We start from the raw sequence: 12,229 nt of genomic DNA on the forward strand, positions 1-12,229 counted from the left end.
CCTTTCTTTGATCATTAGACGCTTGCAGTCGTTTCTTTCTGCGGCGTCTGAACCGTTTCTTTCAGCGGTACCAGGAACTGGGTGATGACGAGGGCGACGACGGCAGTGCCTACCGCGATCATAAAGGCCAGAGGCAGCCCGTTGGCGGGACCTTTCATACCGATAATCATCGTATAGACCGCCATGCCGACACCGCTACCCAGGTTTTGCGCCAACTGGAACACTGCGTTGCCCTGGACGCGAATCTGCGGTGCCAACTGCACCTGAGGCGCCGTCGAGACGAAAGCGGAGTTCTGGGCGCCATAGAAGCCGGTGATGAGCATGATGATATAAAGGGTGACTAAGGAGGTCGTCGGCGTGAGGACAAAGATTAGAACCAGCGTGATGACAATGCGGACGGATAGCCCCATAGTCAGCGCCGTACGGGCGTTGCGGGCTTTTGCGATCATACGTCCGAAGACCGGCGCCAGGAAAAGCCCGAGCACACTGTAAACCGAGGTGGCCATACCACCCCAGATCGCCTCCTTCTGCATGACGTAAATGACATAGGTGGGAATAAAGAAAAATACGGCCATATTAGAAAAATTCGTAAATAAATTGATCAGGGTGAGGCAGAGTGTGTTGCGATCTTTCAGTACCCTTGCCGGCAGGATGGCATCGTTCCCTTTCTTTTTGACCATCGCGATCAGGATGACGAGGCCGACGATTGCCAAGACGATCATGAGATTATTGCCCAGGCTGCCGAAGGGCATCACAATTGCGGAGGGACGGCTGGACTTCGGTCCCAGTGAGAGCGACAGGATGATACCGCCGAGAAAGAGAACAAAACCGAGGGCGCCGACCAAGTCAACCTGTTTCATTGAGGGCACGGCCAAAGGCGCCGCTTCCTCCTTGGTGACGTTAACCCCGAAATAAATTAGGAATGCGGCTAGTGTCAGTATCGGCCAAACCACATGGCAGGCGGCGCGCCAACTGATGGTCTGGATCAGGATGCCAGTTAGCGTCGGACCGATAAGCATGGACACGCTCATCATCGTGCCCGTCAAGCCGAGATAGAAGCCGGCTTTCTCCGTCTCGTACATGTCACGGATAAGCGAGAAACCGAGGACATAGATGCCGGCGCTGACCAGACCCCAGAAGATGCTGACGAAGACAATGAATTCCATGCTCGGCGCGATGGCGCGACCAAATGACACCAAGGCACCAGTGAAGACACTGAGCGCAATCAGGACGCGCTTGATCGCCGGGTTCTTGGCGCCGTAGTAACCGAAGAGCGGCATGGCGGCAATGCTGATTAGACCGCTGATGGTCGAGGCGAGTGGATAGAGCGTCTCACCGCCGATGTCCTTTGCCGCTGCCGGCAGGATCACAGAGAGGCCAGCGGAAACGAAGATCTGGCCCAGGAGAGCGATATAAATACCGGCCAGAGTCATGATTTTCTTCGAGTTCGGCGCCGTTTGAAAAGGATTGCTCATTTTCATTCTCCTTTCTAGGTAAAAAAACTAGATGAGGAAAACTAATTTTGCGGGCATTCAACACTTCCTCCCGAATCGCATTTTTCTGAATATGATATTGACATTCAGCTTAACCGTGGAATGAGCATTTCCTTCAATGGTTGGATCACTCGTTCGGGCTCTTGTAGGCCGCGGCTTCCTCCGCAGTCATGCCGCAATTCTTGCAAGCCGTTGCCGTCACCGGATTCTGAGTGCCGCAGCGAGGACATATGAAGGTCTCGGTCTCAGCTGCGAGCGGGGCGCCGCACTTGCGGCATTTTTCGGCATTTGGTGGGTTCAGTATTCCGCAGGCGCATCTATTCGGTTTGGCAACAGTAGGAGGACGAAAGCACATAAGCAAACTCACCTCTTTTCAAGATATCCTGATTTTTCATTGTCGTTGGCTTTTGACGATTCACCCCTTTCGTTCGCTCGCCGGGGACGCTGCCAAATTCCGGCGAACATTATTGTTTGTAATAACTTTAACAAGCCAGCTGAGGGGTTTCAATTCTCAAAATGGACCCCTTTGTCGTCAATATTGTTACAATATTTTAGTAATAGCGCTACGTTGGAAACAAATGGGTAAAAATGTTACCCTAATTTTGTGTTACCCTAATTTTGTCCGCCGCTTGCTTTCTTCTTCTGCGCGCCGGAGGCGCGGCGACCCCCCTAGTTTTCTACAACAAGTTTTATAACGCAAAAAGCCGCCGAAATCTCTCTATCTGAGGGCTCGGCGGCTTATTACGTCTATTTTACTGCAAAAGTCAGGTTATTACTTATAATAATTTTTAACGTTCCAGCGGAGGGGTTTACCCAATAGGCACACGCAGCGATCAAGCGTGCTCGCCTGAGCACTTATGCCAAAATCCTGCCTCACGCGAGTCTAGGCACCTGGTACGCTATGCTATACAGGCTCCTTATAACTCGTTGGTGATCTCAATGCTCAATAAACCAATAAGTGATCCTATGCGTTAGGTGGTTCAATAGTAGGGCTAAAACTTGATCACTACTTTCATAGCTTCATCGGATTTACACGCTTTAGTAATTGCTTCCTGTAAATCAGCGTGACAGTATTCATGGGTTATTAAACGTTCCAGTTTTTGATTATATTTTTTTAGTATTTGAAAGATTATAGGAAGATCGACATGGTCATAACCGGCGCTGCCTTGAATCCGGTGCTGGCTGTAGGTAATCAGCTTTAAATCAATCGGTCTTGGCTCTCCATGGACGCCGACGACGACCAGAACTGCTCCAAATTTAGCAACTTTTTGGAAAGTTTCCGGTACAGCCTTTACACCTGTCGCATCGATCCAAATATCGGCATTAAATGCGTCCTTACCTGCCATTTTATTTTCGCCGAATACCTGTTTGCCCTTCTCACGGAGATCTTCGCTTGCTGTGTTGCACACAGCAAAGCCAAAGTCTTTGGCAACTACAAGCCGGTTATCTACAATATCACAGACCATGACTTCTTTACAACCCATCTCTTTTAACGCAAAAGCAGCAGTTATCCCAATGATACCCGCCCCAAACACAACAGCGCCTTTCCCTTCTTTTGGCTCACCCAATCTAGCCGCCTTCGTGCCAATTTGGAACGGTTCAATCAGTGCAGCTACCTTATCCCCTATTTCATCCGGGACTGAGATTATCCCGTATCCGGCTTTTGCCTCCGGCAGATGCATATATTCAGAAAAACCGGAAATACCTCCGATACTCCTGGATTTTGCGAACACGCCAAACGGATATACGCGCTGGCCAACACGCAAATCCTTTACTTCCAAACCAACCTCTACGATTATGCTTACCATCTCATGGCCGAATTCATGACCTGGTTTATAAAAATGGGCTCCCGGACCATGTTTAAATATGTCGATGTCACTGCCGCAAATTCCTGTATAAATGTTCTTCACAATAATATCCTTGGGGCCGCAAGGTGGTAATTCACGTTCTTCAATATAAACACTTCCTTGCCCGCCATAAACACCGGCACGATAATTCATAACTTACCCACCCTTTCATAAAAAAAAAATTGTCTCTAAGTATTAGTTAACAATAATGAATGAAAGGCAAAACAATATCTTAGACGCTCGGTTATACGCGAATTTATATCGGCCGCGGCCAACAGTAAAAACTGCCGACCGCCGCCCTGAACCAAGATGAAGACAGACTATTAGCAAAGTCTCTGCCGTTCAAACGCTTATAGACCTCTTACAATTTCGTTGGCTTGCTTGATTGCTTCGGTGATGTTGCCGATCTTGTTGCAATCACCGATCTTGTTGACGACGGGGACGACCTCCTGGAGTGCGTCAAACAGCTCGTCGTTTTTCCTCCTGGCGCCGGAATAGATCAACACGTCATAGGGCATGGTCTTGTGAATGCCGTTGTGGTAATAACGGACGCCTTCGTTGCTGACGCCTTCCAGCTTAGCATGCTGAATCACCTGAGGATTTTGGACGCGGTAGGCTTCTTCACTGCGGCGGATATAATTGATGTCCGTCAGCTTGCGGCGCAGGAAGAACTTGCGCTCCCGGGTGATGTAGCCTTCGGCTGCAATGGCAAAATCGCCGCCGGGCCCCATCAGGGTAACGTCCGCCCCGGCTTCCGCCAGGTCGATGGCGAATTCTGCGGCCGGAAATCCGTAGATGAGGACTTTCTTTCTCCACTGGGACAGGCTGCGGAACTCGCGTTTGCGCTTCATGGCCTCCAGGTGGGTCATGACCATCATGCCGTCCTTGAGGTTATCGGGCAAAACCAGATCTGCCCCGGTAGCGAGTAGGCATACGTCGGGCGCAAACGCTTTGACTCTCTCTACGGTCGCTTCATAGCAGCAGCGGACGTTCACTTCCAGCTCTGCCAGCTGGCCAACATGATAGTCCACGATATTCTGGAACTCGGACGTCAGCGGCGTGGTGGCAAGGGTGGCAACTGTGCCGCCCAGGACGCCTTCCTTCTCCCAAATCGTCACGTCATGTCCCTTGAGTTTGGCGACGCGGGCTGCTTCCATACCGGCGACGCCGCCGCCTATAATCAGGATCTTCTTCGGATCGGCAGCCTTTTCAAGAGGAGGAAGGGCGAAGCCGGGGATCATCGCGCCGAAGCGATCGTAGTTAACACTGCAGTCGATGCAGCCGGGTTTGAGGCAGGAGATGCACTGACGGGTCGCTTTATATTCCTTTTTGCCGGCGAGGAAATTCTCCAATGTATTTTGGTCGGCAAAGATCTGACGGCCCATGTAAATGATGTCGCAGCATCCGTCACGCAGAGCCTTTTCGGCCATTTCAATATTTGTTATGCGTCCGGCGCCAATAACAGGAAGTTTTGTAACCTGTTTGACGGCCTTGGCCAGATGCAGCCAGACGCCGCGCGGATAATACATGGGAGGCAGCGGCCCCTGCGTCGTGTACATCGGGCCGCCCTGGGAGATGTCGATGCCGTCAAAGCCTGCCGCTTCGATCTGGGGAACGATATATTTGCAAACATCCTCAATTGTGTTGCCGAGTTCGCCCTTGAGGTCATCACCGTTGATCCGGATTAAGATCGGGTAATCATCGCCGACCAATTCGCGCATGCGCTTTATGGTGCGCCGGTGCAGCTCGAATCTGCGGTCCAGGTCGCCACCGTACTCATCGTCACGGTTATTGAAGAACGGATCAAGCGCGCAGGCGTACAATAGTCCGGTGCTGTGGGCGGAATGAAGCTCTACGCAGTCCAGTCCGGCTTCTTTGGCCCTACGGGCAGCCTGCGCTACGTATTCTACCAGTTTATCGAGACCCTCGACCGTCATGGTGTGGGTATCAGGCATTTCATCCGTCTTGCCCAGACTGTAAAATTTGTATTTTTTATTGTCTTCCGTGAGATCGGACATCTGGTTAAGTCCCTGAGGGCCCCACTCCCCCAACTGGGTTCCCAGCATAACACCACGCTCGTGGGCAAAATCCACAAGTACTTTCCAGCTGGCAATATGCTCGTCGGTTTCCAGACTGGCTACGCCGACCGGTCTTTTAGTTCTCTGGTCAATTGAACCGACGAATTTAGTGGGCTCAGGAACAGCACGGGACGGTCCGAACATCAACATGCTGATATTGCTCTCGATGAGCGTACGGCAATTTTTGACGGACAGTTCACTAACAAAGCCGTCGCCGTCGGCTGCCGGGATGCTGCCGAAGGGGGCGTTGGCCAGCCTGTTTTTCAGCGTCATGCTCTTGATTTTTATCGGTTTAAGGATTTCCAAATTTTCCGGGTTCACATAATCATCTCCTCAAAATAATTTCCTTATTCGCGACTAGACTTAGTCGATATCTCAGCCTGCAAAATAGCGCGAATTCGCGACTTAGTCGATACCCCAGCCTGCAAAATAGCCTGCGCGAACGGCTTCGCCCACCTGTCCGATGGCGGTGCAGTCGCCGATGGCCAGAGAAATATGCGGGTACTGATCCAGGATCACCTTGGCAGGCTCCCTGTTGGGCCGTGTGCCGAAAGCGAGAATGACGGTGTCGCATTCAATCTCTTTGACTTCGCCCTTGGCGTCGGCCTTCACGCCTGCCGCGGTGAACTCCAGGACTTTGTGGCCGGTGAGCAGCCTGATGTGGTACTGTTCAATGGCTCTCATGATGCTGACTTTGTTGCCGGGAGGGATTCTGGGAACGATCACGTCCATCATTTCCACGACAGACACGTCCTTGCCCTCCATCGCCAGTTCAATCGCGCAGTCCAGACCGGACATGCCGCCGCCTGCGATGACAACTTTCCGGCCGATGCGGCTCTGGTCGCCTAAATGCGAATCGGTAACTTCCAGCACTTTCGGGTTGTCTAAGCCCTTGATGCCGGGGAGAATCGGCTTGGCACCCAAGGCGACGATGATCTTGTCGGCAGCGGCCAACTCGGGAGAAGCGGCGGTTATCTCGGTATTCAGCTTGATCTTGACGCCGAGCTTCTCATTCTGGACTTTCTGATACTCGAGGAAAGCGCGCAAAGTTGATTTGAATACGGGTACGCCGGCGGGAACAAGCTGGCCGCCCAGCTTATCGCTCTTTTCATAAAGGGTAACATCATGGCCTTTTCTGGCCGCTGTCTGAGCTGCTTCCAGACCGCCTACGCCGCCGCCGACAACCACGACTTTCTTCGGTTTTTCGGTCTTGACGATCGGGTATTGGGCGCCGCACTGGACATTGACAGCGCAACGGGGACGTCCGGCAAGCGCTCTGTGGGTGCAAAGTTCGTTACAACGCAGACAGGGGCGGATATCTTCACTCCTGCCCTCGTAAAGCTTGTTGGCAAATTCAGCATCGGCCAACAGGCCGCGCCCTAACATGACAAAGTCGGCCGTACCATCTTTAACAGCCTTAAGCATAGTCTCAGGCGTTAAACTGCCGGCAATCATAATGGGTTTTTGCGTTACGGTACGAGCGATATCGCCGACATAAGCCATGGGGGCCTCGCCCATATAGACGGTCGGAAAACTCCAATCGTAGGCTTGGTAACAGCCTTCGTCCAAACTGAAGCAATCGATACCGAGGTTATCCAAGTAGCGGATGATCTCCAAGCTTTCCTCAGTCTTTCTGCCTTCGGGAGTCTTATGCTCCAATACCAAGCGGATAATGATCGGCATTCCGGAACCGACTTCGGCACGCATCGCCTGGTAGATTTCGGTGACAAAACGCATGCGGTTTTCGAAGCTGCCGCCGTATTCGTCGGTACGCTTGTTCCAGTGGGAGGACATAAATGTATCGATAAGATAGCCCAGATGAGCGTGGATCTCCAGGCCGTCGACACCGGCTAATTTGGCGCGGGCTGCGGCGCGGCCGTAACATTCCACAATGTCCTTAACCTCGTCGGTGGTCAGGCCGCGGGTTCCTTGCCCGGGCGCCCAGTAGGTAGGAATTCCGTCGGATGAGCCCACAAGCTGAGTACCGGGGATCGGACGGCCGTTGGGACCCAGACCGCAGCCGAGTGACAAAATTACAGCTGAGCCGTATGCATGACATCTTTCGGCCAGTCTGGTCCAGCCATATAACTGGGCCCCTGTGCCTATGCCGGTAAAATACTTTAAGAGGGGATCCGTCTTCGTGGTAACGTTTTGGAATCCGGGGATTATTAAGCCGACGCCCCCTTTGGCCCGAGCTCCGTAATAATCCAGACCCATTTCGCCGATGGTTCCGTCGTTATCGAGACCGGCTCCCATAGGAGCCATGACAATGCGGTTCCTTACGCCCAGGTTACCGATGTAAGTTCTCTCAAACAAAGGGCTAAATTCTTTTTTTCTCAAAATTCTTTCTCCTTTTCTCTTTTATTATTTAATCATTACTTTCAATGATTCATCTGTGCAAGCTTTACCAATTTAGCAGTTGGGTGCCTGTTGTTGTGAGTTATCCGAGATGCTACCCTCTTTCTTTTCGCGAACAATGAATAAGGCGAGCAGCATAACAACGACACCCGTAGCCGCTGTGATCAGGAAGATTGTATTCACTCCACTATTCAGCACGGGAAGATTTTTCGGATCTGGAACCAATGTGTTATAGATGATCCCAACGACTGCGCCTGAAACCGTACCGGATATGACCCCGAAGAAAGAGTTAAGTGCGGTGGCAGAAGCCATATCTTTCATTTCAACAACGCTTTGGATGAACGGCGTGATCGTGGTAGCTTTGCAGCTTTCCGCGATACCGAGCAGGGCGAAAGAAACGAAGAAGAGGGTGAGGCTCGTTTGCGGTGTTGTAAACCCGATCATAGCAAATGCAACAGTGATCATCAGTCCACATAGGAACAGAACCTGCCAAAGCCGGGTATCAAGCTTTTTGATGAGCCAGGCTGCAATAAGAGCAGGGAAAATGATGTTCGTGATGGAGCGCGTGACCATTACCGAACCGGATACTGCATTAGACATTCCCATTACTTTCTGGATCAGAAGCGGTGCATAAACAGCCATGGATATCTGATAGAAGACAGTGAAGAACGTGATGGCAAGGACGCCGACAACTTTCGAATTTCTGAACATAAAGATCGGAATAAGGGGCGATTTTGATTTTCGCTCAATTATGATAAAGACAAGAAGAGCAATCACAAAAATAGCTAATGCGGCTAAAACTGTCGGATTGCCCCAACCCAGTTTGTTGCCGAAGCTTGCACCATAAATGAGGGCGATAAGAGTGATGACCAAGAAAAAAATACCCGGATAATCGATATATATTTTGCCTTCGGCCTTTTGGTTTGTAATGCACACAGCGATCATAACAGCACCGATGAGACATAATACGCCAGGGTAGGCGATTGCGACCCACAGCATTTTGATGTCGGCAAGCCAACCTCCCACCGTGCCGCCTAGGAAGTAGCCAATTGCCAGCGCCGCACTGAGACAACCGTAAGCCATGTTACGTTGTTTGCCTAAGAACACACCCGCTAGGACGGCAAAAGGCACAACCATGGTGATGCCCTGTCCGACAGGGATTAGTGCACGGAATAAAAAGAATGTAAAGAGCGTTGGCGCTAGACTGGTTATAATGCTTGATATGCAGACAATCGATGCGCCAATCCACAATAAGGTTTTCTTGCCGAAAAGATCTGCAAGCTTGCCGCCGATAGGTACCGTTAGGGCCATGCCGATGGATGCAAGCAACGATAAATAAGCAAAGTAGCTCATCGCATTAAACTTCGTTAATATCTCGGATTGGAGTGTGTTAATGCCCTGAGAGCTCAAGGTCTGCGAAAGTAGTATGAAGATTGCGCCAATAAAAATGATGGCCTTTTTAGTATTGCTGTACTCAGTTGCCAAAATAATAACCCCCTTTTAACCTCATTTAAGTATCTTATAAATTATGAAAATGGGGACTGAGCCATAGCACCTCCTTTCTCAAATTTTAAGAATACTCCTTAAAACTTAATCTGTATTAATTTTACTTTCATTAGCGGCTTCGTGACAAACTGCTAAGACAACGCTTAACCCGCCTTTATATTTGTGCTTGTTGTGGTGTCTAAGTTGTGGGAATACATTAATAAAAGTTGTAGCAAATGTTGGAAATTTCTATGCCTCAGCTAAATAAATCATCTATAATAAAGATATAAGATATTAACAGACTTCTGGAGGGAGCGGCTATGGAACTGGATCAATTGCGTTATTTTCTGCGCGTATGCTCGGATCTGAACATCACAAGCTCAGCGTCAAAGCTCTATATTACGCAGCAAACTCTCAGCAAGGCCATCCGACGGCTGGAGGACGAGCTGGGCGTCATGCTATTCACCCGGGAATCCAAGGGCCTGCGTCTGACGGAATATGGAAAATATTTTCATAAGGCCGTCCGGGATTCAGTTACCATTCTTGATAATGCCTGCACCCATTTACGGATGAAGAGCGGCCAGATACGCACCCTACTGCGCGTAGGTGTGGTCGGACGTATCAATGAGGTCAGTCATATCTGCACGATGTTTACCACGGAAAACCCCTATGTGGACTTTGAAGTTTCCGAGCTGACAGATGTCATGTGCCAAGAACTACTTCTGGATAAGAAGCTGGACATAACCTTTCTAACGGGCCCTTTAGACGATGAGCGCTTCTCTTCCCGTTTACTGTATGAAGCCCCTTGGTGCATGGTAATGCCCGCGGGCCATCCCCTCAGCGAAAAAAAGTCCTTAAAGATTACTGATATCCTGCCTTATCCTATCGTAGACGGTACCGACCAGTACAACGCTTTCCGGGAGTTTGAGGATTATTGCAGAAAGCGAGTACGGCCTCTCCAGTACAGGTCACGTACACTGGACAGCGCCACGCGCCTCATCCGCTGTAAGAGGGGAGAGGGGCTCTCATTGTTTTCCCTGATTGGCGCCAAATCAGTCGTATCGAACGATTCGGCTTTCACCTATGTACCCATAGATGAAGATATTAAGTTGAAGTTCTGCGTTGCAGTACCTAAGGAGGAGTATATCTCGGTGGAAGTGCAGGAATTTTTGGGCTTTGCGGCCAGAAACATAAAATCCGAGGGGTAAAAAAAATCAGCCCATCGATTTACGGAATTGACGGGCTGAAGGCACATCTGTATGCAGTTCTTAAACGCAATGCGTACGGTCTCAGGAACTTTACGCAGTTCCTTTCAAGGATCCTTTGTACGACGGCTTAAGGCGCGTTAGTCAGAAATGAAATAAACCTGGCTTCATTTCATTTCTGACTAACAAAAAAATCGCTGATTATTTCACCAGCGAAATCAATAACTGTATGATTTATTTATTAAGACAGAGCACTTTTCTTCGACGTGCCGGAGGCGCGGCGCGCCCCAGTTCGTGCCCGGCGCGGCTCGAGGCTTTCGTCCGCTTCTAGCGTCCCCCAGTATTGCATTGCCCATTTTGTGTAATATTCAGCCATTTGTAGCGGGGACAGGCGCTCGCATCCCTCCTGCAGCCACTTTAACAGTAGCATGGCCTGCGATGCCGCGAAAAAATAGCTCATGTATTCGATCTCGACCGGTGGCAAGGTTTTCGTATACTTTTGGGTTAGATCCTTATTGATGTTCATGATATGCGCCACCAGTCGTTCGCGGAACCAATACTGCTCTTTGCCCCGTACGATGCAGGCGTAAAAGTCTTTGTTATCATAGAAGTTTTGATAAAAACGCTCCAGCACAATGACCGTAGAGGAATCATTGCTGCGCTTGGGTAGGAGCTCGCGTAGCTCGTACATGGAAGCGACGACATCATCCTGGAACATTATATCGATCAGATCAAATTTATCGGTGAAATATGTATAGAATGTCTTGCGGGAAACATAGGCTTTGCGACAGATATCCTCCACGGAGATCTTTTTCAGCGGAGTCGTCTTTAGGAGCGATTTCAGGCTTTCTTTAATCATCTCACACGTCGTCATGACACCCTCCTATATGGGTCAGCCATGGCCCAGTACTCTTTTCTATTATACAAATTTTTCCTACAGGATTCAAGATATAGGGCGTGCTAAAGACGGTTATTTTTAAATCAACTCGAACATCCATTCTAGCGGCCGTTTCCTCAATGAGAGCTTAATTTAGGATATATAAAATCCAAAGGCGTCGGAATACAATGAGCTCAGGCACCTTTGGATTTTATTTACGTCGTGGAAGAATTGTTTTGACTTTTACATATCTCTCACAGTAATTAATATGTACCTAATTTGTCTTGTCGACCACTATTCTCTATCAGAACTACACACCCCACAAGTCAATTCGGATACATCTGAATTGCTTACCGCTTCGACTCAGAACAAATGGCAGGCTACCTGATGTCCTTCCTTCACCTGACGGAATTCCGGCATCTGCTCGCGGCAGATCTCTTTTGCGAAGGGACACCGCGTGTGAAACCTGCATCCCTGAGAAGGCTTTTCCGGACTGGGAATATCGCCGCTGAGCACAATTCGATTACGCTTGAATGTAGGGTCAGGTATTGGTACAGCAGATAAAAGAGCCTTAGTATACGGATGAATCGGATTGGTAAACAGTTCGTCTCTTGTTGCCAGTTCCACGACGACGCCGAGATACATGATGGCAATTCTGGAGCAAAGGTGTTCCACAATGCTGAGATCGTGCGAAATGAAAAGATAAGAAAGATGTCGCTGTTCACGCAAGTCGCTGAACAGATTGATAATTTCAGCCTGGATTGAAACATCGAGTGAAGACACCGGCTCATCCGCCACGATGAGCTCAGGATTCAGCGCCATGGCCCGTGCGATAACAATACGTTGCCGCTGCCCGCCGGAAAATTCATGCGGGTAACGATAGTTC

At 49.8% G+C, this 12,229-nt stretch carries 8 protein-coding genes and 1 pseudogene; 1 reads left to right on the forward strand and 8 read right to left on the reverse strand.

Annotated features, from left to right (window positions below):
- Window positions 1-14: 14 nt before the first annotated feature.
- The 6 genes from ACZ42W_RS15895 to ACZ42W_RS15920 all read right to left on the reverse strand — a co-directional run bounded on the left by ACZ42W_RS15895 (window position 15) and on the right by ACZ42W_RS15920 (window position 9,261).
- Entirely contained in the window at window positions 15-1,475 is a 1,461-nt protein-coding gene (locus tag ACZ42W_RS15895) for an MFS transporter (protein ID WP_464166257.1), read from the reverse strand.
- A 145-nt stretch (window positions 1,476-1,620) separates the two neighbouring features.
- The gene (locus ACZ42W_RS15900; protein WP_464166258.1) at window positions 1,621-1,848 is read right to left on the reverse strand and encodes a zinc-ribbon domain-containing protein; all 228 of its coding nucleotides are present in this window, start codon (window positions 1,846-1,848) and stop codon (window positions 1,621-1,623) included.
- 637 nt (window positions 1,849-2,485) lie between these two features.
- Window positions 2,486-3,493: a zinc-dependent alcohol dehydrogenase gene (locus ACZ42W_RS15905; protein WP_464166259.1), complete on the reverse strand. Its 1,008-nt coding sequence runs from the start codon at window positions 3,491-3,493 to the stop codon at window positions 2,486-2,488.
- 197 nt (window positions 3,494-3,690) lie between these two features.
- Window positions 3,691-5,739 (reverse strand): oxidoreductase, encoded by a 2,049-nt coding sequence (locus ACZ42W_RS15910; protein WP_464166260.1) that lies wholly within the window; start codon window positions 5,737-5,739, stop codon window positions 3,691-3,693.
- Window positions 5,740-5,823: 84 nt separating this feature from the next.
- Window positions 5,824-7,758 carry an NAD(P)/FAD-dependent oxidoreductase gene (locus ACZ42W_RS15915; RefSeq protein WP_464166261.1) on the reverse strand — a complete coding sequence of 645 codons (1,935 nt, stop codon included), beginning with the start codon at window positions 7,756-7,758 and terminating at the stop codon, window positions 5,824-5,826.
- A gap of 72 nt (window positions 7,759-7,830) precedes the next feature.
- The gene (locus tag ACZ42W_RS15920; RefSeq protein WP_464166262.1) at window positions 7,831-9,261 is read right to left on the reverse strand and encodes an MFS transporter; all 1,431 of its coding nucleotides are present in this window, start codon (window positions 9,259-9,261) and stop codon (window positions 7,831-7,833) included.
- A gap of 320 nt (window positions 9,262-9,581) precedes the next feature.
- On the opposite strand from ACZ42W_RS15920, the gene ACZ42W_RS15925 reads away from it, so the two are divergent.
- Window positions 9,582-10,469 carry a LysR family transcriptional regulator gene (locus tag ACZ42W_RS15925; protein WP_464166263.1) on the forward strand — a complete coding sequence of 296 codons (888 nt, stop codon included), beginning with the start codon at window positions 9,582-9,584 and terminating at the stop codon, window positions 10,467-10,469.
- A 238-nt stretch (window positions 10,470-10,707) separates the two neighbouring features.
- On the opposite strand, the gene ACZ42W_RS15930 is transcribed toward ACZ42W_RS15925, so the two are convergent.
- A complete protein-coding gene (locus ACZ42W_RS15930; protein ID WP_464166264.1) occupies window positions 10,708-11,340 on the reverse strand; it encodes a TetR/AcrR family transcriptional regulator in 633 nt (210 codons plus the stop codon).
- Window positions 11,341-11,706: 366 nt separating this feature from the next.
- Window positions 11,707-12,222: pseudogene (locus tag ACZ42W_RS15935) on the reverse strand (oligopeptide/dipeptide ABC transporter ATP-binding protein); the annotation flags it as partial.
- Window positions 12,223-12,229: the final 7 nt, after the last annotated feature.

It is taken from the genome of Desulfitobacterium elongatum (assembly GCF_055378975.1).